The organism is Rhizobium sullae (assembly GCF_900169785.1).
GTDB lineage: Bacteria > Pseudomonadota > Alphaproteobacteria > Rhizobiales > Rhizobiaceae > Rhizobium > Rhizobium sullae.
In genome coordinates, this window is record NZ_FWER01000023.1 from 68,418 (window position 1) to 94,958 (window position 26,541).

At 59.8% G+C, this 26,541-nt stretch carries 22 protein-coding genes, 1 pseudogene and 1 riboswitch; of the genes and pseudogenes, 15 read left to right on the forward strand and 8 right to left on the reverse strand.

Features of this window, described 5'->3' with window-relative positions:
• Window positions 1-966, reverse strand: a complete 966-nt coding sequence (locus BN1800_RS20755; protein ID WP_027512991.1) for an ABC transporter permease subunit — start codon at window positions 964-966, stop codon at window positions 1-3.
• Between the two features lie 13 nt (window positions 967-979).
• Window positions 980-2,338: an extracellular solute-binding protein gene (locus BN1800_RS20760; protein ID WP_027512990.1), complete on the reverse strand. Its 1,359-nt coding sequence runs from the start codon at window positions 2,336-2,338 to the stop codon at window positions 980-982.
• Window positions 2,339-2,491: 153 nt separating this feature from the next.
• Here BN1800_RS20760 and ugpC point away from each other — a divergent pair, with 153 nt between their 5' ends.
• From ugpC to BN1800_RS20780, 4 genes are all read left to right on the forward strand, one after another.
• On the forward strand, window positions 2,492-3,538 hold the full coding sequence (ugpC, locus tag BN1800_RS20765) for a sn-glycerol-3-phosphate ABC transporter ATP-binding protein UgpC (RefSeq protein WP_087000672.1): 1,047 nt from the start codon (window positions 2,492-2,494) through the stop codon (window positions 3,536-3,538).
• A gap of 97 nt (window positions 3,539-3,635) precedes the next feature.
• Window positions 3,636-4,640 (forward strand): sugar-binding transcriptional regulator, encoded by a 1,005-nt coding sequence (locus BN1800_RS20770; protein ID WP_027512988.1) that lies wholly within the window; start codon window positions 3,636-3,638, stop codon window positions 4,638-4,640.
• Window positions 4,641-4,911: 271 nt separating this feature from the next.
• Window positions 4,912-5,154: a type II toxin-antitoxin system Phd/YefM family antitoxin gene (locus tag BN1800_RS20775; RefSeq protein ID WP_027512987.1), complete on the forward strand. Its 243-nt coding sequence runs from the start codon at window positions 4,912-4,914 to the stop codon at window positions 5,152-5,154.
• Window positions 5,154-5,573: a type II toxin-antitoxin system VapC family toxin gene (locus BN1800_RS20780; protein ID WP_087000674.1), complete on the forward strand. Its 420-nt coding sequence runs from the start codon at window positions 5,154-5,156 to the stop codon at window positions 5,571-5,573. The genes BN1800_RS20775 and BN1800_RS20780 overlap by 1 nt, the downstream gene beginning before the upstream one ends.
• 121 nt (window positions 5,574-5,694) lie before the next feature.
• On the opposite strand, the gene BN1800_RS20785 is transcribed toward BN1800_RS20780, so the two are convergent.
• A complete protein-coding gene (locus tag BN1800_RS20785; protein WP_087000818.1) occupies window positions 5,695-5,937 on the reverse strand; it encodes a BrnA antitoxin family protein in 243 nt (80 codons plus the stop codon).
• A 292-nt stretch (window positions 5,938-6,229) separates the two neighbouring features.
• Window positions 6,230-6,337: riboswitch (guanidine-I (ykkC/yxkD leader) on the forward strand.
• Between the two features lie 76 nt (window positions 6,338-6,413).
• Between BN1800_RS20785 and BN1800_RS20790 the strand changes: the two genes are divergently transcribed.
• The 7 genes from BN1800_RS20790 to atzF all read left to right on the forward strand — a co-directional run bounded on the left by BN1800_RS20790 (window position 6,414) and on the right by atzF (window position 16,036).
• The gene (locus tag BN1800_RS20790) at window positions 6,414-7,487 is read left to right on the forward strand and encodes a putative urea ABC transporter substrate-binding protein (RefSeq protein ID WP_027512984.1); all 1,074 of its coding nucleotides are present in this window, start codon (window positions 6,414-6,416) and stop codon (window positions 7,485-7,487) included.
• 65 nt (window positions 7,488-7,552) lie between these two features.
• Entirely contained in the window at window positions 7,553-8,371 is an 819-nt protein-coding gene (locus tag BN1800_RS20795) for an ABC transporter permease (RefSeq protein WP_087000676.1), read from the forward strand.
• The gene (locus tag BN1800_RS20800; RefSeq protein WP_087000677.1) at window positions 8,368-9,195 is read left to right on the forward strand and encodes an ABC transporter ATP-binding protein; all 828 of its coding nucleotides are present in this window, start codon (window positions 8,368-8,370) and stop codon (window positions 9,193-9,195) included. Before BN1800_RS20795 ends, BN1800_RS20800 begins: the two co-directional genes overlap by 4 nt.
• Before the next feature lie 2 nt (window positions 9,196-9,197).
• Window positions 9,198-10,016 carry an urea amidolyase associated protein UAAP1 gene (locus BN1800_RS20805; RefSeq protein WP_087000679.1) on the forward strand — a complete coding sequence of 273 codons (819 nt, stop codon included), beginning with the start codon at window positions 9,198-9,200 and terminating at the stop codon, window positions 10,014-10,016.
• An 11-nt stretch (window positions 10,017-10,027) separates the two neighbouring features.
• A complete protein-coding gene (locus tag BN1800_RS20810; RefSeq protein ID WP_087000681.1) occupies window positions 10,028-10,690 on the forward strand; it encodes an urea amidolyase associated protein UAAP2 in 663 nt (220 codons plus the stop codon).
• 2 nt (window positions 10,691-10,692) lie between these two features.
• A complete protein-coding gene (gene uca, locus BN1800_RS20815; protein ID WP_087000683.1) occupies window positions 10,693-14,229 on the forward strand; it encodes an urea carboxylase in 3,537 nt (1,178 codons plus the stop codon).
• Between the two features lies 1 nt (window position 14,230).
• On the forward strand, window positions 14,231-16,036 hold the full coding sequence (gene atzF / locus BN1800_RS20820; protein WP_087000685.1) for an allophanate hydrolase: 1,806 nt from the start codon (window positions 14,231-14,233) through the stop codon (window positions 16,034-16,036).
• Window positions 16,037-16,726: 690 nt separating this feature from the next.
• Here atzF and BN1800_RS20825 read toward each other — a convergent pair.
• The 5 genes and pseudogenes from BN1800_RS20825 to BN1800_RS20850 all read right to left on the reverse strand — a co-directional run bounded on the left by BN1800_RS20825 (window position 16,727) and on the right by BN1800_RS20850 (window position 22,429).
• Window positions 16,727-18,274, reverse strand: a pseudogene (locus BN1800_RS20825) (FAD/NAD(P)-binding protein).
• Window positions 18,271-18,627, reverse strand: a complete 357-nt coding sequence (locus BN1800_RS20835) for a hotdog family protein (RefSeq protein WP_087000691.1) — start codon at window positions 18,625-18,627, stop codon at window positions 18,271-18,273. The pseudogene BN1800_RS20825 and the gene BN1800_RS20835 overlap by 4 nt, the downstream one beginning before the upstream one ends.
• A 301-nt stretch (window positions 18,628-18,928) precedes the next feature.
• Complete coding sequence (locus tag BN1800_RS20840; protein WP_244564576.1) at window positions 18,929-19,600, reverse strand: AraC family transcriptional regulator; 672 nt, start codon at window positions 19,598-19,600, stop codon at window positions 18,929-18,931.
• Between the two features lie 421 nt (window positions 19,601-20,021).
• Window positions 20,022-20,903 carry a polysaccharide deacetylase family protein gene (locus BN1800_RS20845; RefSeq protein ID WP_210191285.1) on the reverse strand — a complete coding sequence of 294 codons (882 nt, stop codon included), beginning with the start codon at window positions 20,901-20,903 and terminating at the stop codon, window positions 20,022-20,024.
• Entirely contained in the window at window positions 20,900-22,429 is a 1,530-nt protein-coding gene (locus BN1800_RS20850) for an amidohydrolase family protein (RefSeq protein ID WP_244564577.1), read from the reverse strand. The genes BN1800_RS20845 and BN1800_RS20850 overlap by 4 nt, the downstream gene beginning before the upstream one ends.
• 271 nt (window positions 22,430-22,700) lie before the next feature.
• On the opposite strand from BN1800_RS20850, the gene BN1800_RS20855 reads away from it, so the two are divergent.
• The 4 genes from BN1800_RS20855 (at window position 22,701) to BN1800_RS20870 (ending at window position 26,536) form a co-directional block, all read left to right on the forward strand.
• Complete coding sequence (locus BN1800_RS20855) at window positions 22,701-23,396, forward strand: GntR family transcriptional regulator (protein ID WP_087000693.1); 696 nt, start codon at window positions 22,701-22,703, stop codon at window positions 23,394-23,396.
• 327 nt (window positions 23,397-23,723) lie between these two features.
• A complete protein-coding gene (locus BN1800_RS20860; RefSeq protein ID WP_179213834.1) occupies window positions 23,724-24,608 on the forward strand; it encodes an ABC transporter permease in 885 nt (294 codons plus the stop codon).
• Window positions 24,608-25,411 carry an ABC transporter permease gene (locus tag BN1800_RS20865; protein WP_087000697.1) on the forward strand — a complete coding sequence of 268 codons (804 nt, stop codon included), beginning with the start codon at window positions 24,608-24,610 and terminating at the stop codon, window positions 25,409-25,411. Before BN1800_RS20860 ends, BN1800_RS20865 begins: the two co-directional genes overlap by 1 nt.
• A gap of 36 nt (window positions 25,412-25,447) precedes the next feature.
• The gene (locus BN1800_RS20870; protein ID WP_087000699.1) at window positions 25,448-26,536 is read left to right on the forward strand and encodes an extracellular solute-binding protein; all 1,089 of its coding nucleotides are present in this window, start codon (window positions 25,448-25,450) and stop codon (window positions 26,534-26,536) included.
• The last annotated feature ends 5 nt before the right edge of the window (window positions 26,537-26,541 follow it).

Genomic DNA, 26,541 nt, shown 5'->3' on the forward strand with positions numbered 1-26,541 from the left:
CTACACCTGATAATTGACCTTGCGCTCGAGCGCGCGGAACTGAAGGACGGTGAAAAGAACCGCGACGATCATCAAGATCACCGACTGGGCAGCTGACGAACCCAGATCGAGCTGCACAAACCCGTCCTGATAAACCTTATAGACGAGGCTGTTCGTGGCGCCCGCCGGCCCGCCGCGCGTAACGGCATCGATGATGCCGAAGGTTTCGAAGAGGCCGTAGACGAAGTTCATGACGGCCAGGAAGAATACCGTCGGCGAGGCAAGCGGCAGGGAAATGGTGAAGAACCGCCGAACGGGTCCTGCGCCATCAAGCTTGGCAGCCTCCAGCAGCGAGGCTGGAACGGCGAGCAATGCGGCGACCAGGAAAATATAATCATAGCAGACGTTCTTCCAGATCGACGCAATCGTCACCAGAAGCTGTGCATCGAACGGTCGCCTGTTCGGATCCCAGGCGATGCCCAGAGCATGCAAGAACTGTGCGACCGGACCGACAGCCGGATTGAAGAGAAAGGCCCAAAGCACGCCGGATATGACAGGCGCGATCGCATAGGGCAACAGGATGATGCTCTTGTAGATGCCGCGACCGCGGATGACAAAATCGGTCGCGAATGCAAAGAGCCCCGCAAGGCTAAGCGTCGCGATATTCTGGAGGAGCGTGAACCAGAGGGTAAAGACGGCGCTGCTTCTATATTCCGGGCTTGCAAGCAGCATCCGAAAATTCTTCAGCCCGACGAAGATCTGCAGCCCGCCGAACGGGTCGACCTGCACGAAGGCGAGCGACAGTGCCTTATAGGAGGGAATGAAGAAAAAGAAGAGCAGGATCAACAACTGCGGCGCAACGAGCAGGCCCGCAAGCCAGGGCTTGTTGAAATGCGCGGCCTTGAGACCCGCTTCCGGTGCGCGCGCTGTTGCCAGGCCGGAAAATGGCCTTCCCAGGATGCGGAGGCGCCGTGCAGCGCCTCCGATTACCTGCACGGGATTACTTTCCCGCATGGAGCTGCTCGTATTGGCGAAGGATCTGATTTCCGCGGGAAGCCGCTGAATCAAGCGCCTGCTGGGCCGTCTTTTGGCCGGTCCAGACCCCTTGAATCTCTTCGACAAGAAGCGCCATCGACTGGTTGTGATTGCCGAAACGGAAGCCGCGGGAATTATCGTCCGGCGTGCCCCTGGAAAGCTGCAGAATGGCGATCTCGCGCGTCGGATGCTCCTTGTAATAGCCTTCCGCCTTGGCCTGCTCGTAGGCTGCGTTGGTGACCGGCACATACCCCGTCTGCTTGCTCCACCAGACCTGTGTCTTCGGTGAAGCGACGAAATTCAGGAACGCTGCTGCACCTTTATATTCGTCCTCGGATTTGCCCTTGAGCACCCAGAGCGCGCCGCCGCCGATCGTGCTGTTCTTCGGTTCGATACCCTTCTCGTGCGGAAGGAAGGTCGCGCTCCATTTGAATTTTGCACCCGCCTCCACCGCGGCATGCGCGGCCGTCGACGCGACATAGGTCGAGCAGGTGCCCGAGATGAAGAGCTGGTCGGGAGACAGTCCCTGGCCGGCGATCTGCAACACGCCATCGTCCATCCACTTTTTCAAGCGTTCCACCTGACCGACGATCAGCGGGCTCTTATTGAAGACGAACTCGGTATCCAGCCCGCCAAAACCGTTGGCTTTGGTGCCGTACGGTTGGTCCTGGATGGCCGCATAATTCTCGATCAGGCTCCAGTAGAAGTCATTGGCGAGCGCCATCTGGCATTTCGAGATGCCTTTTTCCTTGATCGTATAAAGCTGCTTTTCAACTTCCTGCCACGTTTCGCCCGGTTTTTCGAAGCCGGCCGCCTTGAACTGCTCGGCATTGTACCAGAAGATTGGAGTCGAACTGTTGAACGGCATCGCGGCCGGCTTGCCATTGATGAGATAGAAGCCCGCAACGGGTGCAACAAAATCGTTCCAATTGATCTTGAAGCCTTCCCGTTCCATGAGTTCAGGGACCGGAACAACCGCGCCGGACCGGTACATGGTCTGGAAGCCGCGTTCGGCAGCCTGGATCAAAACAGGCTGCTGGCCAACGCGATAGGCCGCGACCATCGCAGCCATGGTTTCCTCATAGTTGCCCTTGCTGACGCCGACGACCTCATACTTGTCCTGAGAGGCGTTGAAATCGGAGATTAGCTGTTTGGTGATCTCGGCAAGCCGGCCGTTGGCCGCATTCCACCATTCGACCTTGACCCGATCTGCGGCGAGCGCATCTCCAGCAATCTGCAAGCCTAAGACCAGCGCTGCGGCACCAGCCGCAACGGTTTTGAAGGCCCTCCCGAGCGGGCCGTTTTCTAAAGACTTATCTGTCATCTCGTTTTCCTCTCCATCGCCTGCTGTTTGTGAACCGGTTTTGTCGGCTGCGGCTGACCCCTCCCAAGGTGGCGATGAAAACAGGTTAGGGGCGACTTGTTACAAATGTCAATAGCGTGTTACAAATGTATGACAGGCGCGCGGGAGGAACGAATGGCAGCCATAGAACTGATCGATCTGAAGAAGAATTACGGGCAGGTTCCCGCGGTCAAGGGCGTCAACCTGACAGTCGCCGACGGCGAAATGATCGTGCTTGTCGGACCTTCGGGCTGCGGGAAGTCGACGCTTTTAAGGATGATTGCCGGCCTTGAGAGCATCAGTTCCGGGCATTTGCGCATCGCCGGAACCGACGTCAGCAATGTCGAGCCCGCAAAGCGCGATATCGCGATGGTTTTCCAGAACTACGCGCTTTACCCGCACATGACGGTTCGTCAGAACCTCGAGTATGGATTGAAAAATCGTCGCGTCGCGCGCGTCGAAATCGACCGGCGCATTGCCGAAACCGCAGCGATCCTGGAAATCGGCGCCTTGCTCGATCGCCGTCCACGGCAACTGTCAGGCGGGCAGCGCCAGCGCGTTGCAATGGGCCGGGCAATCGTGCGCAATCCGACCGCTTTCCTCTTTGACGAGCCGCTTTCGAACCTCGACGCGAAGCTGCGCGTACAGATGCGGGTGGAAATCCGACGCCTGCAGCGGCGGCTGAAGACGACAAGCCTCTACGTGACGCATGACCAGCTGGAAGCAATGACGCTCGCTGACCGTCTGGTCGTCATGAATGGCGGACGGATCGAACAGATCGGGACACCGATCGAAGTCTATCAGCGCCCGGAAACGCTCTTCGTCGCAGGCTTCATCGGATCGCCGCCGATGAACTTCATCGACGTTGGAACGAACGGCACCATTGCGACAGACGAGCTCGCTATGACGGCCGACGCCGATATGATCGGCATTCGTCCAAGTGCCATCAGGCTCGGCGAAACCACCTCGCCTGCCCTTCGTTTCAAGGGCACGGTCGAACTCGTCGAAACGGTGGGCGACGAGAACCATGTCCATCTGCGCCTCAACGATGCGAAGGACGAACTGATTGTCGCAAGCATTCCGGGCGACCGGAGAATTTCCGACGGTGAGACGGTCTTGTGCTTCGCGCTGGAAGACAGTCTGCACCTTTTCAACAGCGCGACAGGCCGGCGGGTCAACTAACTGAGATGCGCGCAAAAATCACCGAGCCACGGCAATTGACAAGAGCGGTCAATCTGGTGCCCATAGCGGCGAAAGCAGAAGTTGTAAGAGCGGTCCGATGACACAGGCAAAAGCGGCCGGCGCGCCAGCTGCACTTCCCGACGAACAGATGCAGGTTCGTGTGGTATGGCTCTACTTCATGGAGGGGCGCACTCAAGGCGAGATTGCCGACGCGCTTTCCACCAACCGGCTTCGTGTCAACAAGATCATCGCCGAAGCCCGCCGCTCCGGCCTTGTGACGATCACCTTGAATTCGCGGCTCACAACCTGTGTCGAACTTGAGCAGAAGCTGATTTCGGAGTTTTCGCTGAGCCGGGCCATCATCGTGCCAACGCCGGCAGATCCCGATCTGATACCGGTGCTGCTCGGTCAGGCAACGGCGGACTATATCGCCCAGCTGCTCAACAATAGCAAACTGTCGGGGATTGGCGTCGGCTGGGGAGCCACACTGCGCGAAATGGTGCGTCACATGCCGTCCATGCGCCGGCCCGATGTCTGCGTGAATTCGGTGATGGGCGGACTGACGCACGGGATCGAGATCAACACGTTCGACATCGCAAGCGACCTTGCCCGTCAATTGAACGCGCAATGCGCCTATCTTGCGGCTCCCATTTACGCCGGCAGCCCGGAATCCAGAACGGCAATCGTAACGCAGGACGTATTCCAGGCCGCTTTCCGGCAGATTGCAGCAAACGATCTTGTCGTGCTCAGCATCGGAGATATGAGCGAGCGCTCACTTCTGATGCGCTACGGCCTGCCGCAGGACGTTACAATCGACGAGCTTGTCGCCGCCGGCGCTTGTGGCGATGTTCTGGCGCAATTCATCGACAGGAACGGAACCCCGATCGATCACCCGCTCAATCGAAGAGCGATCGCGCCGCCGCTGGAAGCGCTGCGCAAGATTCCGAACGTTGTTTTCGCCTCGGGCGGTATCAACAAAGTCGAGGCCATTGCCGCTGTCCTCTTGTCTGGACTTGGAACCGTCCTCGTCTGCGACGAAGATACGGCGCGCGCAGCTCTTTCGCTGGCAGCTCGCGCGGGATCGCCCGCGGAGTTGTCATGAGATGCATAGGCCCTAGCGCCCGCGGAACCGAAAAGGGCATTGTGACCTTCACCTTACGTGCGAACCGCGCGCACCGTTGGTCTTCGCCACAGATCCCTAACGCGTTTTGGTTACCGCGGCTTTGACATGTTGGAGCTGTGACGATCGACAAGAACCGTATCTAAGCAAGTTGGTTAGCCCTTGACCAACCCAGTGTATCACCCTTATCCTTTCCTAAAATGAAGCGCGTCGTTGGCAGATCCGCTGGGCGCAATCGTCAGGGAGAGCCCGCATGGCCGTCAACGTCAAGGTCGCCGAAGCAAAGACACATCTGTCGGAGCTGCTTTCCAAGGTGGAAGCCGGCGAAGAGGTCATCATCTCGCGCGGCAACACGCCTGTGGCCCGCCTCTCCCGCATTCGCCGCGAAAACGACGTTGATGCACTGATCGCCGAGATCAAGGCCCAACGCGCCGGCCGGCCGCACACAACGCAGGATGAAATTCGTCAGTGGCGGGACGAAGGCCGCCGCTACTGATGTCGTTTATTCTCGACGCCTCCATTGCCGCAGCCTGGTTTCTCCCCGACGAACAGCACGAAGCAGCCGATCAGCTGATGTCCAATCTGCGCTCGACAGTCGGCTTCGTGCCCAGTCTTTTTTGGTTCGAGACTCGCAATCTCTTTCTCATGGCCGAACGACGCGGCCGACTGCGGCGAGGAGAAGCGCTGCTGGTAATGACCCAGCTGCGAGCCCTGTCGATCGAAGACGCCGGCTCGGGCGGTGACGGGCGGGTGCTCGAGCTGGCCAACCGGCACAGCCTCAGCGGCTATGATGCCAGCTATCTCGCATTGGCGTTGGCGCAGGGGATATCTTTGGCAACTGCAGACCGCAAGATGGCAGCCGCAGCTCGGATCGAAGGAGTGACTGTCCTTGGCCCGCTCCAGAACGAACATTAAGACTCGATCTGATCTGAACGCGCGCCGAAGCGTCAAGGTTGACGGTCATGCTGCTGCCCCTACACGTCAGGACGAACGGGCGCCTGCCACAGTGCATCGCTTGCGTCGATCCTCGCGGACGTCATCGTTGTGCACCCGATGTGTCGATCTTTTCCGCAAGCCAGATCTTGATGAGCGACCGATAAGGAACGTCGCGCTTGCTGGCTGCGACCTTGATCCGCTCAAGCAGCGCATTCGGTAGTCGTAGCGAGATCGATGTGGAGGATGGTTTCAGGTTCGGCAGACGAACACGCTCCGCCTTGCTCCAGTCGCTATGATCGTCGGAATCCTGGCTTTCCCAGAAGGCCCGACTGGCGAGGGATATGAGGTCAAGCCCGAAGACGTCGCCCGACTCAGCCTGCCAGATTTTGTGGCGCGAGATTAACTCAGACCTTTGCGCGACCCACAATACGCCGACCCCGAATTCCTCTGGCACATTCCCAATGACGTGAACGCCGGCACATAACCGAAATAGAGGACTGATGATTTAAGTGGCGCAAGGCGCCCAAAGGATGTGCAAGTGCATGCACTTTTTGCGGCGGAGGAACTGCTTCCTCAATGAATTAAAGCAAAATCAATTACTTAAAGTTTGGCACGGCTTTTGCTTGTCAATCTGTAGAGTTGGTGGCTAGGGTTCCGGCGCTTCGACAAGCGTGCTGGTCCGAGAGCTGCCACCGGTTGGGGAGACATCCCGCCGGGCACGGCGGGACAAAAGCCCGGGAGACCTCGTTAGCCAAGGGATTGGCGGCGCGATGGTCCATGCCGATCCCTTTTTGAAGAAAAGCAAAAAAGGGAATGTCAATGCAGACTTTTTCGACGATGCTCTCCATCACCGCGCTGGCGGCTTCGCTGGCCTTCGGTACGACGTCAAACGCCTTCGCAGCACCGAAGACCGACTTCAAGGTCGCCTGGTCGATCTATGTCGGCTGGATGCCGTGGGGCTACGCGAACGATCATGGCATCGTCAAGAAATGGGCCGACAAATACGGCATCAAGATCGAAGTGATCCAGTTCAACGACTACGTTGAATCGATGAACCAGTACACGGCCGGCGCCTTCGACGCGGTCACGCTCACCAACATGGACGGTCTCTCCATTCCAGCAGCTGGCGGCGTCGATACGACCGCCGTCATCGTCGGTGACTTCTCCAATGGCAATGACGCGGTGATTCTCAAGGACAAGGCCAGCCTTGCCGACGTGAAGGGCCAGAACGTCAACCTCGTCGAATTTTCCGTGTCACACTATCTGTTCGCCCGGGCACTCGAGAGCCTCAAGCTGACCGAACAGGACGTGAAGATCGTCAACACATCGGATGCCGACATGGTCGCCGCCTACAAGACGGCGGATGTCACGGCGATCGTTACCTGGAACCCGCTCGTCGCGACCATTCTCGAAGATCCGACGGCCAAGAAGGTTTTCGACAGTGCGCAGATCCCCGGAGAGATCATTGACCTGATGGTCGCCAATTCCGGCGTGCTGAAGGACAATCCGAATTTCGGCAAGGCCCTCGCCGGGATCTGGTACGAAACCGCGGCGCTGATGACGGCAGACAATGATGAAGGCAAAGCAGCGCGCGAAGCAATGGGCTCCGCATCCGGCACCGATCTGAAGGGCTTCGAAGCCCAGATCGCCGCCACCAAGCTGTTCGACAAGCCGGCCGATGCGGTCGCCTTTACTGCATCGCCGAGCCTGCCAAAGACGATGGATCTGGTGCGCAAATTCCTATTTGAAAAAGGCCTGCTCGGCAGTGGTGCCGCGTCCGCAGACGTCATCGGCATCGAAATGCCGGACGGCAAGGTTCTCGGCGACAGCGGCAACGTCAAGCTACGCTTCACGGAGACCTACATGAAGGCCGCCGCTGACGGTTCGCTCTGAACGATCTCCAACGGCGGTGCGGGTTCGCTGTACCGCCGTTTTACTTTCATCACCGGAGCCATGTCATGCGCTGGATCAACACCAGGCCGAGCCGGGGTGCACAACTCACCTTGACGCTTCTGCCATTCGTGCTGCTGATTGCCGCCTATGGGGCGGGATCGATTGCGCGGCTGGCGGAAAATCCCAACGATAAGCTACTGCCCGGTCTCTCGGTGTTTGCCGAGGCGATCAACCGACTGGCCTTCCTGCCGGATACGCGCACCGGCGACTACCTGCTGTGGTCTGATACCGTTGCTAGCCTGAGCCGGCTTTTCGCAGGCCTCGGGATTTCGACGGCAACGGCGCTGCTAATCGGCATGGCGATCGGCATGCTGCCCTATCTGCGTTCGCTGCTCGCGCCCTTCGCGGTCGTGATTTCCATGGTCCCGCCGCTGGCGCTGCTGCCCGTTCTTTTCATCGTCATGGGTCTTGGCGAAGCCTCGAAAATCGCACTGATCGTCATTGGCGTCGCGCCGACGATGATCCGTGACCTTGCCCTCAAGACGTTGGAACTGCCGCGCGAGCAGATCGTCAAGGCGGAAACGCTCGGAGGCTCGTCCTGGCAGATCGCACTACGCGTCGTGCTGCCGCAAATTCTGCCGCGCCTGATCACATGCCTCAGGTTGCAGTTGGGACCTGCCTGGCTGTTCCTCATTGCAGCGGAAGCGATTTCGTCAGACTCCGGGCTCGGCTATCGCATCTTCCTCGTCCGCCGTTATCTGTCGATGGATATCATCTTTCCCTATGTCGTCTGGATCACCCTGCTTGCCGTTCTGACCAACTTCGTCCTCGATCGGATCCGCATCGTCGTCTTCCCGTGGTCCGAGCTGGAGAAGCAGGGATGAGCGAACTGATCATCGACAACGTCTGGAAGGAATATGGCGACCAGATCGTGCTGGAGAACGTGTCGTTGACAGTCGCGTCCGGCGCCTTCGTCGCGCTCGTTGGCCCCTCCGGTTGCGGCAAGTCGACCTTCCTTCGCATGCTTCTTGGCCAGGAACGGGCGACCAGAGGCACGATCCTGTTGGACGGCGAGCCGCTGCCGCCCGAACCGGGTCCGGATCGCGGCGTCGTCTTCCAGCGGTATTCGGTGTTCCCGCACCTGACTGTGCTCGGCAATGTTCTGCTCGGCAAGGAACTGACAGCCTCGCGATACAAGGCGAAGCTTTTCGGCGCAGCCCGGCGATCAGCCCTCGAGGAACCCCGGCAATTTATCGCGGAAGTCGGCCTTTCCGGCGCAGAAACCAAATATCCGGCGCAGCTTTCCGGCGGAATGCAGCAACGGCTGGCGCTGGCCCAGGCACTAATCATGAAACCGAAGGTTCTACTGCTCGACGAACCCTTCGGTGCGCTCGATCCCGGGATCCGCGCCGAAATCCACACGCTGATGAAGCGGCTCTGGAATGAAACGCAGATGACTGTCGTCATGGTCACGCATGACATGCGCGAGGCCTTCACACTCGCCACCCGCGTCGTCGCCTTCGAGCGGCCACGCGACCGAGCGGAGGAAAAACAGCGCTACGGCGCGACCATCACCAAGGACATTGCCATTTGGCCGCCCCGCCGTGCGGGCGAGCCTTCACACTTTAGCCCTGACCGGGACGGCCCGGTTGTTTTGCAGGGCCCTCGCCGGGACGACCCGTCTTCCAGCCCGTCAGGAGAAAGATAGCCATGCACGTCCGACGTTCCGCAGAGGAAATCGCCGCCAACCGGCAACACTACGAAGAACACCAGAGGAAGGGCTTGGAGTTCGCCCCCAAGGCGCTGCCCGTACCGAGCCCACTACCTGCGCCCGCAATCGAGGCTGGCCGCGTCATCCATCAGGAAACGATTCCGGGCGGCTGGTATTGGTCGACCCTGTTGAAGCGCGGCGAGGCGCTGCGGATCGATCAGCAGGAGGGCCTATCGACCGTCGCGCTGATCGCCTGGAACGCGGCCGACACCAGCGAAAGGCTCAATCTGGTCGATACCGTCAAGGTTCAGTGGACGACCGCGCTCGGCAAGGGCCGGGTGGTCTTCTCGGACATGGGCCGCGTGATGTTCTCGATGATCGAGGATAGCTCCGGCGCCCATGATTGCCTGATGGGCGGATCGACGGCCGCATCGAACGCCGCCAGATATCCGGGCGCAAATACCCGCAACACGCGCGACAACTTCATCCTCGCAGCCGGAAAGCTCGGTCTAGATCGACGCGATATTCCCGGCGTGCTCAATCTTTTCGCGCCTGTCCAAATCGATGATGCCGGTGGTTTCCGCTGGCAAGGCAAGGCATCCAACAGCGGCGACTACGCCGAGTTGCGAGCCGAGATGGACATGCTCGTCGGTCTCTCCAACTGCCCGCATCCGCTGGATCCCAATCCTGTGCATGCGCCGGCACCGGTGACGGTCACCCGTTTCCGCGCCGCTGCGCCGGCAGCAGACGATCTTGCCCGCACCGCCACCGCCGAAGCCGTCCGCGGCTTCGAGAACAACGCCATGATGCAGGCTTGAGGAGGCCGACCATGATCGATTTCATTCAGACCGACGCCTCGCGTACCGTCGAAAACGCAGCCCAGGATCATTTCATCCCGGCCGAAGCGCCGTGGTCCGGCGTCGTGCGCAGGGGGCAAACGATCCGTATCGAGGACAGCTACGGTCAGCAGGCGATCGACACGCTGTTCTACAAGGCCGACGATTTCGCTGAACGCTATTCCAACCAGGACACGATGCGGGATCAGGGGGCAGCCTATGTCGGAACCGGAACTCGAATCATCTCCAACGAAGGCAATGTCATGCTGAGGATGACGGCTGACAGTTGCGGCCGCCACGACACGTCGGCCGGCGCCTGCTCCTGCGAGAGCAACACCGTGCGCTTCGGCCACGGCACCAAATATCTTCATGCCTGCCGCGACAATTTTTTGCTGGAGGTGATGAAGCACGGCATGAGCAAGCGCGACATCGTGCCCAACATCAACTTCTTTATGAACGTGCCGATCAGCCCCGATGGCAAGATGACCATCGTCGATGGCATCTCCGCGCCTGGCGACTATGTGGAGCTGGTGGCCGAGATGGACGTGCTCTGCGTCATTTCCAACTGCCCGCAAATCAACAATCCCTGCAACGGCTTTGATCCGACGCCGATCCGCGTGCTGATCTGGGACGCTACACCAGGTACCGTGGCCTGAGCATGTTCAAGAAGGTCCTCATCGCCAACAGGGGCGAAATCGCCGTCCGGGTCATCCGGACATTGAAGACAATGGGCATCGCCTCCGTCGCCGTCTATTCCGACGCCGACCGGTTTACCATGGCAACACGGCTCGCGGACGAAGCGGCGCGCCTGGGTCCGGCAGCGGCCACGGAAAGCTATCTGAACGTCGACGCCGTCATCGCCGCCTGTAAGGCAACGGGCGCAGAGGCCGTGCATCCGGGCTATGGCTTCCTCTCCGAAAATATCGACTTTGCCGAGCGGCTCGCCGCCGAGGGCATCGTGTTCATCGGCCCGCGCCCGGAGCATCTTTCGGCTTTTGGCTTGAAACACACGGCACGCGAACTTGCACAGCGAAGCGGCGTGCCGCTTCTGCCGGGCAGCGGTCTGCTGGAAAGTTTGGAGATCGCGTTGACGACGGCCGAAACGATCGGCTATCCGGTCATGCTGAAATCGACTGCGGGCGGCGGCGGCATCGGCATGCAGCTTTGCGCCGATCCGGCTTCACTCAAGACCTCCTTCGAAAGCGTACAGCGCACGGCGCGCGCCAGCTTCGGCGATGCCCGGGTATATCTCGAGCGTTTCGTCGCCGACGCCCGCCATGTCGAAGTGCAGATCTTCGGCGACGGCAAGGGTAAGGTCGTGGCGCTCGGCGAACGGGATTGCTCGCTGCAGCGGCGCAACCAGAAGGTCGTTGAAGAAACTCCGGCACCGGGCCTTTCGCCTGCGACACGCGCGCGGCTGCACAAGTCGGCAGTCGATCTGGGAAGCTCGGTGTCCTATGCATCGGCCGGCACGGTCGAATTCATCTATGATCCGGCGCGAGGGGAATTCTACTTCCTCGAGGTCAATACGCGGCTACAGGTGGAGCACCCGGTAACCGAGGCCGTTTTCGGCATCGACCTCGTTGAATGGATGATCCGGCAGGCCGCGGGCGAGGATGTGCTTTCGGGTGCCGAAGCTCTGGCACCGAAAGGGGCGTCGATCGAAGTGCGCGTCTATGCCGAGATGCCGCACGCCGACTTCCGCCCGAGTGCCGGCTTGCTGACGGAGGTCGTGTTTCCCGCAAACCCTCGCATCGACGGCTGGATCGAAACCGGCACGGAGGTGACGCCGTTCTACGATCCGATGCTTGCGAAAATCATCGTCGCGGCCGACGACCGCCCGGCGGCGATCGCAAAACTTCAGGCAGCGCTTGCCGCGACGTCGATCACCGGGATCGAGACGAATCTCGACTACCTTCGCGCAATCGCCGCTTCCGATCTTCTCGCAAGCGGCAACGTCGCGACGACGGCTCTGCCCGACTTTGCCTTCGTGCCGGATGTCATCGAGGTTCTGTCCCCGGGCGCCCAGTCCAGTCTCCAGGAACTGCCCGGCCGCCTTGGCCTCTGGCATGTCGGCGTGCCGCCGAGCGGCCCGATGGACGAGCGATCCTTCCGCCATGCCAACCGTCTCGTCGGCAACGATGACACGACGGCTGCCTTGGAGCTGACCGTGTCCGGCCCGACACTGCGCTTTTACACCGATGTGGTGATTGCACTCGGCGGAGCGCACATGCCGATGACCTGTGATGGCCTTCGTCTACCGCACGGCACGGGGGTGACCATTCGCGCCGGACAAGTGCTCTCCATCGGCGCCATCGACGGTCCCGGCCAGCGCGCCTATCTTGCGGTCGCGGGTGGCTTCGCTGCGGCGGTCGTACTCGGCTCGCGGGCTACCTTCGATCTCGGCCAGTTCGGCGGCAACACGACCGGCACGCTGAAGACCGGTCATGTGCTGCACCTTGCGCGGCAGACACCCGTCAAACCACCGCAGGCTGCCAACGAGCCCGCCGACCTCACACGCGAATGGGACGTCGCCGTCCTCTACGGCCCTCATGGCGCACCGGATTTCTTTCGGCAGGACGATATCGACACCCTGTTTTCCACCGCCTACGAGGTGCATTTCAACAGCGCCCGCACTGGCGTCCGCCTCATCGGACCGGCACCAGAATGGGCACGCAGCGATGGCGGCGAGGCTGGGCTTCACCCCTCCAATCTGCACGACAACGCCTATGCTGTCGGCGCGATCGATTTCACAGGCGATATGCCGATCATTCTCGGTCCGGACGGCCCGAGCCTCGGCGGATTCGTCTGCCCGGCGGTGATTGCACGTGACGAGCAGTGGAAGATGGGTCAGTTCAAACCCGGTGATCGCATCCGCTTTCATGCGCTCGCTCGCCCGGACGATCCCGTCGCGGGCCCCGTTGTCCATCGGGTTTCGGATGTTGGCTCGGCGATCGTCGGAGCGCGGGAAGAAGGCCCTGTCTGCGTGGTCTACCGCCGCCAGGGTGACGACAACCTGCTCGTCGAATATGGCCCGATGGCACTCGATATCGCGCTCAGGCTACGCGTGCACCTGCTGATGAAAGCCGTTGTGGAAGCGCGCCTTCCCGGCCTGATTGATCTCACCCCCGGCATCCGCTCGCTGCAGATCCACTACGACGGGACAATGCTGACGCGAAAGCGTCTGCTTGGACTGTTATACGAGATCGAGGCGACACTGCCGCCGGCGCAGGACGTGACGGTGCCGAGCCGCATCGTCCATCTGCCGCTGTCATGGAACGATCCGGATACCGAGCTTGCCATGCGCAAGTATCAGGAACTGGTGCGCCCGAACGCGCCTTGGTGCCCGTCGAACATCGAGTTCATTCGCCGCATCAACGGATTGCCGGACGAACAAGCGGTCAAGGACATCGTCTTTGATGCCAGCTATCTGGTGCTGGGTCTTGGCGACGTCTATCTCGGCGCGCCGGTGGCAACACCAATCGATCCGCGCCACCGCCTTGTCACCACCAAGTACAACCCGGCCCGCACCTGGACCCCGGAAAATGCCGTAGGCATCGGCGGCGCCTATATGTGTATCTACGGCATGGAAGGCCCAGGCGGCTATCAGCTGTTCGGCCGCACCATCCAAGTCTGGAACACCTGGCGGCAGACGCCAGAATTCGCCAAGGGCAAGCCCTGGCTGCTCAACTTCTTCGACCAGATCCGCTTCTTCCCGGTCAGCCATGAGGAACTGACAGAGGCCCGCGCCATCTTTCCACATGGCGGTTATCCGGTGCGGATCGAGGAGACGGAATTCTCCTACGGAGCCTATGAGGAAGAACTGCACTCAAACGCTCAATCGATCGGCCGCTTCAAGGCGACGCAGCAGGCGGCTTTCGACGCCGAGCGGCAAAGCTGGATAGACGCTGGCCTCGACAGTTTCGTCAGCGACGAAGGCACGGGAGAAGGCCTTGACGGCGATATTCCGGCTGACTGCTTCGGCGTTGCCAGCAGCGTTCCGGGCAATATCTGGAAACTGCTGGTCGAACCGGGTGCTTCCGTCACCGCCGGCGATACGGTTGCCATCATCGAATCCATGAAAATGGAAATCAACGTCACTGCCCACGCGAACGGACGCGTCCGCGATCTGCGCGCCGGACCCGGGCGCAATGTTAAAGCCGGTGATATCATCGTCGTTCTGGAGAACTGCTGACATGCTGCCGACAATTCTCGACCTCTCAACCGTTCGTGCTGCCTATCAATCCGGCCTGACGCCGCTCGATCTCGTTGAAGAGGTGATCAAGCGGCGCGCCGCCTCCAGGGATCCGGCGATCTTCATCACCGCCACGCCGGAGGAGGATTTGCGCTCTGCTGCCCGCGACCTGATGGCGCGCGCGCCCGAGCCAAACAGCTTGGCCCTCTGGGGTATCCCCTTCGCAGTAAAGGACAATATCGACGCCGCTGGCCTGCCAACCACAGCCGCCTGCCCGGCCTTTGCCTATGAGCCGGCTGCGGATTCAACCGTGGTCCAGCGCCTCAAGGCGGCAGGCGCTATAGTCATCGGCAAGACCAACCTCGACCAGTTCGCGACCGGGCTCAATGGCACGCGCTCTCCCCATGGCGCACCGCGCTCCGTCTTCGATCCGGCTTATGTGTCGGGCGGTTCGAGCTCAGGTTCGGCGGTCGCGGTCGCCTCCGGCCTTGCGACCTTCGCGCTGGGCACGGACACGGCCGGGTCCGGTCGCGTACCCGCCGCCTTCAACAATCTTGTCGGCATCAAGCCGACCCCTGGGCTTGTGCCGAACGTCGGCGTCGTTCCAGCCTGCCGCAGCGTGGACGTGGTCACCGTGTTTGCCGCCACGGTTGGCGATGGTGTTGCGATCCGCAAAGTGATGGAAGGCTACGACGCAACCGATCCCTTCTCGCGTCACGCCGTGCCCGCAGCCCTCCCCGCCACCGGCTTGCGGATTGGGGTGTTGGAGAGCACCGAGCGAGAATTCTTCGGAAACGGGGATATCGAGGCGCTTTATGGTACGGCGATCGAGTGCGCGAAATCACTTGGCGCGACCATTGTGCCCTTCGATTATGCGCCGTTCCGGCAGGCGGCGGAACTTCTTTACAATGGCCCGTGGGTCGCCGAACGACTGGCAGCGGTCAAGGACTTCCTGACCAGCAACGCGGATGATTTCGACCCGACGGTTCGCACCATCATCGAAGGCGCGAAGGCCTATGATGCCGTCGCTGCCTTCGAGGGTAAATACAAACTCGAAGCGCTGCGGCAAAAGACGAAGGCCGAGTGGACGAAGGTGGACATCCTGTTGCTGCCGACCGCGCCCACAACTTACACGGTCGAGGAGATGCTGGCCGATCCGATCGTGAAGAATGGCCATTTCGGGCGCTACACGAATTTCGTCAATCTCTACGACTATGCCGCAATCGCCATTCCGGCGGGCTTCGGGCACAATGGTCTGCCTGGCGGCGTGACGCTGATCGGCCCGACATTCACGGATGATGCACTCGCCCCGTTTGCCGACGCCATGCACCGGGCGCTTGGGGCCGGCATGGGCAAGGACAAGAAGGCATCGCTCCCAGAAGAAAGCCGGGTTGCACCGCTTGACGACGGCTTTGTTCCGATCGCTGTCGTCGGCGCCCATTTGACCGGCATGCCACTCAACCACGAACTCACCGGACCGGGTGGATATCGCCTGAAAACCTGCCGCACAGCCGGTGACTACCGGCTCTTCGTGCTGCCGAACACTGTACCGCCAAAACCCGGCCTCATCCGCGAACCCGGTTTCGCCGGCAACGGGCTCGAGGTCGAAGTCTGGGCGCTCCCACCCGCAGCCTTCGGCAACTTCGTCCAGAAAATTCCGGGGCCGCTCGGCATTGGAAAGGTAACCCTCGAAGATGGCAGCAGCATCTCAGGTTTTCTCTGTGAGGCTTATGCCGTCGCAGACGCCGAGGAAGTGACCGCGCTCGGCGGATGGCGGGCTTACGTCGGGACGCAAATGGCAAGCTAAAACCAGAGGGATGACAATGGCGATTGCAAATATGACTATTCGTCTTCTCCGCGAAGGATTCATTGCTCGAACCCAAGCCATCGGCCTGAAATAACGCCGAGGGCAGCGGGATTCGTACCTCCGGAAGCGGGGCTGTGCTAGATTTGGTCGTGGAATCGAACCGACGCGGCTCAGACTAGCAGCCTCCAACAACGATTGACATGTTCTGCTGACATCTCGTCACCATCGACATATCAGTGTCGACAGATCTGCGGAACGCGGACGTGTCATTCGAGCCTAGAGGGCCCCCATAGCGACCTCCCTCCCCTCCCAAGGCGGCGAAGGCTGAGGCGGCGATCGCCCTTTTCGATGGCTCCGGAACCGTCGAGGTCCATCACGAGCACGCCGTCCTTGGGGCTGGCTGGGCGGCCAAACAACCCGGCTCGATCGGTTGAAGCAGTTCGCTATAGCACCGTTGCACGGGTCCGCAACGGCCACGCGGTTTGCCAGCCAGTTGTCGCTGGAGAAAAGGGACGCCACGCTCCGACCCGGCCTATCTCGAGGCCTGGTGTTCGGTCGCCACCGAATCTCCGCTGCCCTGGCGGCGCCACGTTATTCTCGACAACCACGCGACCCATAGCCGTAATTTATCTAGACGATCTCAGATCAGCTCTGTTTTCGAGAGGCTTCACAGCTCTCGTTGGAAAGCCTTCACGTCGAGACGGCATCAAAAGGCACATGGGCCGGGGCATCGAGCTCGGCGCCCGCGATTACGACTGCCCTCCGGCGGCGTTCTTGTGTGCGATCACGCCTCTCTTGGTGGTTCTCGAATATTGTGTCGGCAATTTGGGCTGCACGCAGCCTAAGTACGCTGTAGCCGTTCAAGATTTGAAACGCTCCACTCGTCGTGGTGCCCACTGCATAGAGGCACGGCTGTGGGCGGCCGCCGGCATCCAAGAGCCGACTCGTGGTACGTTCAACATCGAGACCTCCGAACGGATGGGCACGTGACTGTCCAGACTGCAGCAGACTATTGAGGAGCGATGCGGCTCTGGGATCGAGCGCATTCCCATTGGAAGCCGCGGAAAACACCCTGTCGAAAGTGAGCGGTGGATGGCCTGCGGTCATGGCGACGAACTGTCCATGTGCATGCTTGGCCACTGACTTCACTTCACGAATAACGTCTAGTTGGCCCGTGTCGGCGAGGTCGAGGAGGTCCGCCGCGCGGTGTCTCGGCATTGGGCAGCAGAGACTATTGCAAACATGATGAAACCTAGCCGCGTGTGCTTTCTCTGATGACTCAAGGAAGTACCACGCGTCCTGGAGAGCTAAGAGCATTTTGATCGTAATCGAATACGCAGCCCGGCCGTCTTCAATGTGCATCAACTGACGCCGCAGCCGATCAATGCCGTAGTCTCTTGGAAATACTTCATCTAGGATAGGTTGCGGGGACGTCCCGGCGCTGTCAAGTTCCTTGCGGTGGAGGTGCACGAGATCCTCCAAGGAGATGCCGCCCTTTGCCGCGGCGATTTTCTCGACGGCCTTTACTGTGAAATATTTCAGCTCGTATTTGAGTGCCGGGGGCCGAACCGCGGGCAGCAGACCATGTCTGGACAGAAGGGTAATTCGGCCGCGATGGTTGTTCGCCTTCAATGCCATAGTCAAATCGATTGCGGTCAGCCCAGAGCCGATAATTCCTATGTTTTCGTCAGGATCCACGCCGCGCAGAGCATCGGCAAGGGGATAGACCTTGGCGGAGAAGTTCTCCTTGCCCTCCAGCCCGTAGGGGTCGAAGTTCGCTGAACGGCCCACGGACAAGATTGCGTAATCGAATGCGTCGCTTCCTTTCTGGGTGGACACCCGGACGCGACCGTCGATGACGGTCAGTTCCGTCACCCACTCGCGGATGAACGCGAAGGCTTCCAGTTTCACAACTGCTTGCTGTGCAGAGTCCTTGAAGTACTGCCCAATCACCGAACGCGGCGCGAAATTGTCACCTGTGAACTCTGCGTAGCCGCTCGCCTTCAATCAGATATCCGCATGCTCGGGCTGCCAGTGCCGCACTGACATATCGCGCGCATACGTATTCGCCAGTGCCTCTGGCCTATCGGCGGCAAAGCTGGTGCCACACCACGGGTGCGGCGATCGATCGAAGACGGTCACGTCCAGCGACACCGGGCCGATGGTCTCACGCGCGTGGATCAAGCTATCGAGCAGGGAAACGGCCGTCGGTCCGCCTCCTATAATGGCAATCCTCATCGCGCGAAGCCTCCCTCGGTGTGGCGTCTACCTAGCAGGGGTCCGGTGTTTGCTTCCGTTGCTTTGGAAAGCAAAGGACTGGTGGGCTTCGCATGATCAAGGCAACCGGCGTTCCCCAAAAAGAGCGCCACTGAGTTCGAGAACGCCTTCACCGTACTGGTGCGCGGAGCCGATGCGCAGGTATGAAAGCCTGAACCAATGCCGCCAACGAGACTGGTTTGCGCACCCATTGGATCGACTTCTATCGGTTGGCGATTGCATTCTCGTGCATAGCCGATGATGTCATGCGTTATTACTGGCGGCCGGAACTGGCGCACTGTCGGCGACGGCGTGAACGTGTCGAGATTGTCCATTGATGCCTCCTCGGCTTTGCAGTTTCGGTGGCCAAGTGCCCAGGTTACCGTTCGCCTCCGCCTCGTTAACGGGTGGCTTTTTTTGAATGCAGAGAGCGCTCGAGCACCGGATCGTTGCACCGCCTCAGGGGGTCACAAATGGTGGTTCGCGGTATTTCAGGATATTGCTTCGGGTGTCAGAAAATTGCGGCAAAGCTCATTCGTCGCAAAGATTTCATCGATTCAAGTCTGTTTTTATGGGGGTTTTGTTATTTAGAATCAACTAATTCAGCGTTTGCGACCTCGCGCCACGCTGACACCCTCATTTCTTTGCGCGGAGCTCTGCCGGCGTCACCTGCCGGTATTTGCGCATCGATGCGGTCAGGTGGCTCTGGCTCGAGAAGCCGGCAAGATAGGCGATTTCAGCAATGGTCTCCTTTCCCTCGACCAACAGCCTCTCGGCAAAGGACAGTCGCAAGAAGAGAACATACTGATGCGGTGGTTGCCCAAATCTCTTTGTGAACGCGCGAATGAAATAGTAGGGAGACAGATCGGCTATCGCCGCAAGCTCTGCCACAGCTATTTTCCGAGTGAAATTTTCATGCACGAATTCGTGGATTCTTCGAGCACCCGAGGCAGATAGGCCGCCTTTCAGGTTCATGGTGTGCTTGCGCAGTGCTGAGTAGTTTCTCAGGAGATGGATGCCAAAGAGCGTCAGCAGCGAGTCCACATAGAGTGCGCTTGGCGGACCCTGCTGCATCAGTTCCATCTTCAGCAGTTCGGCTATCCGCAAGGCTTTCAAGTCGACCGTTCCGAACGCCGGCGGCTGAAGTTCGACCTCGGCGAGGTCAAATTCACCGGTGGCTAGCTCGAGGAGACTTTGCGGCTTCAGAGCAAAAATGAGGGTTTCTTTAATGCTTGCCCATTCCGCCCAGCCATCGACTTGCGCCGGTCGAATGGTAATCGCCCCGACCACAGCATTGTACTCGTGCATCCTGTCGCTCCCCAAGCAGGCTCGTATTCTCGATGCAGGCGCAAGCGTCACCGCGGCATAATGGTCCGCTGCAGCAATGACCTGTGATCCCGGAGGGCGCACCGAGTAAATTGCGCCGCCTCTGCTCGTGGCTAGACGCGGTCCGGCCGATTCCGGAATGATATTGAGAATTTCGGGGCGCACATTTGGCACACGAAGCACTTAGTGTTTGGACCAACTGCAGAAGCACTTACGTGATACTCTCGGAATGTGAGCTTCCATCTTCCATGCCTTTGCGTTCGCCGACACGGGCACGGTGGCGTTAAAGCCGAGCGCGCGCCGCATTTGGTTGGTTCGACCTTGCGCAGGACCGGGTCTTGTTCTTACCCGTTTTACGCCGCGCATCGAAATGCAGAAATCGGAATGCAAGGCCCTGGGTCTCTCAAACTGCCAGGTCAGGATAGTTCGCCACGGCGTCCGCGATTTCGCGCGGCAGCGTGAACCAGACATCGTCGACATGTTGGCTGATGTGCTCCAGCGCCCGCGTGAGTGCCTTCAACCGAAACGGCTGACCTGAGATGAAAGAGTGCACGACGATGCTCATGACGAGAGCGCGATCCTCGGATGCCGCTCGCAGCTCATCGAATTCATCAATGATCATATCGGCAAAGTCGCCGGCTGCGGTCTGCCGTCCAATCATGGTCGAACTATCGTTGATTTCGAGCGCGTAGGGAATCGACAGCAGCTTGCCGTGTTTCGTCGTGAGCCAGACGGGCTGGTCGTCGAGCCGCAGATCCAGGAGATACCTGAACCCTGCGCCATGCAGGTTGTCGAGCGTCGTGGCGCTATGAGCGAGCCACGGACTTGACCAACCAAGTGGCGGGTTGCCTTCCTGTTTGGAAATCTCGGCTGCTACCCTTTTGAGGTAGAGCTCTTCCTCGGCCGGGTTCATGGTCGCGAGAGTATCGGAGTTCGACGTTCCGTGGGCCACGAATTCGGCGTTAGCCTCTCGGGCAGCATCCGTGATGGCCGAAGATGTCTGGTAGACATCGGTATTGAGGAGGATCGCTGGCCGAATCCCGAATTTTCCGAGGCGGTCGATCAGCCGGAATCCACCGACGCGGTTGCCGTAGTCACGCCATGCGGTATTCGCCAGGTCGGGATGGGAAGTTCCGGTGATAAGGTTCTCGCTCAGACCCGTACCGAACGCATATTCCTCGATCCCCAATGCAACGTAGACCGCTAGCCGCTTGCCGTTCGGCCAACGTGTCCGAGGTCGCTTTGGTATCGCAGAATAAGAGTACCATTCCTGGCGCATGTTCATGAACTCCTCGTCTCGCCCAGTTTGCGATTCATCCCGACGTCGACGGCCGCCGCCTTGAAATACATCTCGTCGTAGAACGGCAGCAGGCGGTTCATCGCCGCTGCTGCATCCGCGAGCGCCGGCGCTTTCCGTGAAAAGATCTCCCGCGCCTCCGCCAGGATGTCCGCTTCGTTGACCAGCGTCGTCGTGCCCCTTTCGGCGACAATTTGACCGTCCACCATGGTCATTGCGACCGATCGCCCGTCCTCACAATGAACAAGCTGGCGCTGCAGGTCGTTGAGCGGCGAGAACGCCATCGATCTCAGATCAATCAGGATAAGGTCGGCGATCTGGCCGACGTCGACACGACCGAGCTTGCCCTGCATCCCCATCGCACGGGCGCCGCCTTCGATGGCACAATCCATGATTTCTGCAGCCTGGGGCCAGCGGCGGTAGTCCGCCTCCGACAGGTTGTGGATCATCCCGGCCGTCTTGATGACCGACCACATGTTGACCGCATCGTCTGCGATGGCCTCGTCGACACCGAGGCAAATCGGGATGTTGCGCTCGCGCATCCGGCGAAACGGCATAACCCCGCTTCCCAGCCTGAGATTGCTGATGGGATTGTGGGCGACCGCCGCGCCGGACGCTGCGATCAGGTCGAGGTCTGCGTCATCGACCCAGATAGCATGGATGATGTTCATTCGCTCCGACAACAGGCCGAGATCATGGACATAGCGGATCAGCGAACGCCCACCGTATTTCTCGATCCCGAGAACGCGCTGCAGTTTCGTTTCCAACATATGGGCATAGAATGGAATCTGGTGATCGCGGCTGAGCTCGTCGAGGGTGTGGAAATAGTCCGTCGTCACGCGCTGGGGCGCGGAGCAGGAGACGGCCGCGCGAATGCGCCCGTTCGCATGCCCGTGCCATTTTGTTATGAGATGGTCGTAGAGTCCGAGCAGATCTTCCCTTCCGAGCGCCGGTGACCTGGAAAGCTCGTCGAGAATGTGTGGCGGCACGAGGTCGGCCAGAAACGGCAGCTTTTCGAGCTCAGGCACTTGCGGTTCGTCAAGCGCAACGGTCGCGCGGATGCCACAGTCCGCATATGCCTGGCAAACAGCATCGATGATCTCCGTGGTCGGTTGCGGCACGAAGAACGCGTCATCCTGGACGGCGGTCGTGCCGCTCTTCAGCATCTCGATCGCCGCCAACATGGTGCGCAGGTACGCCTCCCGCGGCGTGGGCATCAGGACGTCGAGGGCGGGCGATTCATAGAGCATGAAAATTTCGAGTGGTAGGCCCGGCAGGCGACCCTTCATGTGGTTGACCGACGAATGGAAGTGCCCGTTGACGAGGCCGGGCATTAACAGATGTTGGATCCCGGCGATCTGCCTGGCGCCGGGCGGCGGCTCTATCGTCTTCGCGATCCGTGTTATCCGGCCGGCTTCTATCAGGACGTCAAGCGGACCCCTCATCGCCGCTTCGACTGATGGATCGTAGACGGACACCCCGCGAAACAGGGTTACGGCACTTTCGTGCGGCATGTGCGCAGTTCTCCTGCAGAGCAATGGTCTTTGAAAAGGCTGCTAACTGAATTCAGATGATTGCGTCGGCAACAATGCATGTTATTGTCGACAATACAATATAATTTTGGCAATAAAAATAGGCCACCTTGGCAACACACCCAAATGCAAGCGCAAAGTGTCCAACACCAAGGCTGGGTCGCTCGGCCCGGACCAAAAACGCAGTTTGGCCGCTTGATGGACATTTGCTGCTGACATTGTCAACGAAATCACGTTGGGCTATCAAAGGGGAATGACCGACTCGCAAACTTCTGAAGATGAGTATTCCGTAGAGGATGCCATCTATGCAAAAATCCGGGATGCCATTGGCGGGCAGAAGCTTCCCCCAGGGACGCGCCTCCGCGAAGACGAAATGCGTCAGATCTTCTCGGTGAGTCGCAGTCGTATCCGCAAGGTGTTCTCGAGGCTCGCCTATGAGGGCCTGGTCGTGATCGAGCCAAACCGGGGTGCATCAGTTGCCAGGCCCTCGGTCAAGGACGCTCGGGAACTGTTCGAAGCACGGCGCGGCATTGAAGCGACAATTGTGACAGCGGTCACAAAGAAGCTTGGGAATGCCGAGCGGCGTGTTCTGAAGCAGCACGTCGACAAGGAGCGGCGCGCAGACGAGGAGCGTGACCATGCCGAAATGATCGCACTTTCGGGCGAATTTCACACGCTTCTGGCTGAATTCGCGGACAACAGTCTCCTGTCCAAGTTCCTCGGCGAACTGATAACGCGGGAATCTCTCGTCATCCAGGCCTATGAACGCCCCGGGCGGCCAAGCTGCTCCTACCACGAGCACGAGCATATATTGGAAGCCATCGAGGCCAAGGATACGCCGAGGGCGATCGCCCTGATGTCCGAACATCTATCGAACATCGAAGGCCGCCTGGATCTCGATCGGGACGAACGACCGACCGTGTCGCTCGCCAAGGTTTTCACTGCGTGAGCGGGCGCGCCCTCCGCCCCAGTTGATATCGCCCGCTCGCCGCATGAGAAGACCTCCCCTGAGGCAGCGTCGAGCCGTTGGTCGTGGTGCGCAGTCATGGGCCGCGCGTCTGGCCCTCCGGCCCGATCCTTTCGGAGCCTCGCAAAAACCCATTCTTTAGGCATTTTGCTTAATTTCTCAGCGCTAATGGATAGTTTTTGCGCACATATTTTCGTTGTATTGTCGACAATCTGATGCATAATTATTGACATGCTGTGACGATTACCTCGGACTTTTGGACGCTCCATGCAATTGCAAGCAACATCAACGCTTTCAGGTGACGCCACGATGCGGAAGACCGCACCCGCGCTCGGCCGTTTCGTGACGGGCTTGGTTCTGCTCGGGCCGGCCGTGATTTTCTTTCTTGTCATTTTCGTAATCCCGGTCGGTCTGATGGTCCGCTACAGCTTTCTCCAGCAGATGGCAGATGGCTATGTCGGTGGCAGCTCCACGCTCGCCAACTACACGCGGCTGGCGACTGTTCCGCTCTATCAGAAGGTTGTTATGACCACTCTGCGGATCAGCCTCTTCACAACACTTGCCGCCGCTGTTCTTGCCTATCCCTTGGCGCTGGTGATTGCGCGAGGTCCGGCGGTGATCGGTCGTGTCCTGACGATCCTGGTAATCGCGCCTCTGCTGGTGAATGTCGTGGTGCGTGCCTATGGTTGGCGCATTATCCTTGGCGGTGGCAACAGCGGCGTCCTGAACTGGGCGCTGTCGCGCCTGGGGCTTGGTCCGGTCGAAGTTCTCTACACCGAATGGGCGATTGTCATCGGTTCGGTCCAGGTTTTCCTGCCGATGATGGCATTACCCTTGGCGGCGGCGATCGGCCGAATAGATCCGGCCGTCGAAGATGCGGCCAGAACCCTTGGCGCCTCCGCCTTTGCCGTCTTCCGCCGCGTCACCTTGCCCTTGAGCATTCCGGGCCTTGGTGTCGGCTGCACCCTCGTGTTTTCGCTGACCGCCAGCTCTTTCATCCTGCCCGCCCTGCTCGGCGGAAACTTCACCAAGATGCTGGGCACCCTAGTCGAAGAGCAGATCCTGTCTGTCTTCGATTGGCCGTTCGGGGCTGCGATTTCGACGGTCATGGTGGTTATCGTGATGATGATCAACGTTCTTTACGTGGTGTTGATCGAGCGTCGGTTTCGCTCCCGCGCATCGGAGGGCCTCTGATGTCTGAGCACGGCTTGGGGCGCGGCGCTCCCCTTATCTACACATTGACGGCGATTATCGTCGTCTTCCTGATGCTGCCTCTTGCGATGCCGATCGTGATGTCTGTTTCGGACACGCCGTTCGTGACGTTCCCGCCACAGGGCTTTACCCTGAAATGGTACGCCAGCGTGCTCGCGGAACCCGACTTCACGGGATCGTTCACCTTCAGCGTGCTGCTGAGTTCAGTCACCGCCGTCGGTGCGGTCATCCTGGGAACCCCGACCGCGGTCGGACTGGTTCGCCTTCGATTTCCGGGCAAAGGCCTTATCCAGGGGTTGATCCTGTCGCCGCTGATCTTCCCGACCCTGGTGACCGGGATCGCGCTTCTGCGGCTTTTCTCGTCGATCGGCTCACAAAACGCCTTCCTGAACCTTGTCGTAGGGCACGTACTGGTGACGACGCCCTATGTGGTACGCACCGTGTCGGCAAGTCTCGTCACGGTCGATCCGGACATCGAGGACGCCGCGCGTACCTTGGGCGCAAACCGAATGGTGGCATTCTGGCGCGTCACCCGGCCACAGATCGTTCCGGGGCTAGTAGCAGGCGCACTGTTCGCCTTCGTGACATCATTCGACAACTACGCCGTTTCCATGTGGCTCTTCGACGCCGGCCACGTGCCGCTACCAATGATGATGGTGTCCCTGATCAGCCGCATGTTCGATCCCGGCATCGCGGCGATCGCTTCGCTGATGATCTTCTTCTCTCTCGCAATCGTCCTCGTGCTGGAGCGGCTTGCGGGCCTCCGACGCGCCATGAGCTTCTAATGCCCTTGACCCCGACCGTCCCAAAAGGAGCCTGAAATGACCGATAAGCTTTCCTCGGCAATGAACAGACGTACATTCTTGACAGTGGCTGCCGCGGCAACGTCGCTGGCCGCCCCGAACTTCTTCGTCCGCAATAGCTGGGCCGCCGGCAAGACGATGCAGATCGGTATCTGGGGCGGCGCCCAGGGCGAGTTCATGCGCAAGAGCGTGCTGCCGAATTTCGAGCGCGATTTCGATTGCAAAGTGGAGGCTCAACAGGGCTCGACGCTCGGCCAGATCGCCCTTCTGCGTGCGGCCAAAGATGCCCCCAAGTTCACCGTCATGTTCGTTGACGACTTAGGCGTCGAAATCGCCAAGCGTGAAGGCCTGATCGATGCCCTCCCCAAGGATAAGATGCCGAACATGGACAAGGTCTATCCTCGCTTCGTCTTCCAGGACGGATACGGCGTCGGCTTGGCTATCTCGTCTGCCGGCCTTTTCTATAACCCGACTGCGACCAAGCCGCTCGAAAGTTATGCCGATCTGTGGGATCCCCGCTTCGAAGGCAAGTTTTCGATGGTTGGAACCAAGACGACCCCGAGCGTTTTCACCGTGATTGCCGCTGCAGCTGTCGCAACCGGCAAGCCATACAAGGAAGCGCAATACCTCTCGGACGCGGCATGGTCGAAACTGGAAGCGTTGAAACCCAACATCCTCAATCTCTACAGCACCGACGACGCAGCCCTCTTGGTAGCGCAGGGACAGGGCGCTATTGGGGGGCCGGAATATTCCAAATACGTTTATCCGTACAAGCTGAAAGGTGCGAGTATCGACATGTGCTTCCCGAAGGAGGGAGCCTTTGCTGGGGTCAACTGCCAAGTCCTGGTCAAGAATGCGCCCAATGCCGATCTTGGCGCGGCGTTCATGAACCGCATGCTGGATTCATCGGTGCAGTCAGGACTTGCAGAAACCGCACTGGCAGCTCCCTCTATCTCCGGGCTGAGCTTCAAACCCGAAATCGCCGGCCTCCTCGCCTATCCCGATACTAAGATGGATGAACTTGGCCTGTTCAGCCCCGATTGGTCGTACGTCAACGCAAATCGCTCCGCCTGGATTGAGAAAATCAACCAGATCTTCACGGCGTAATGGCG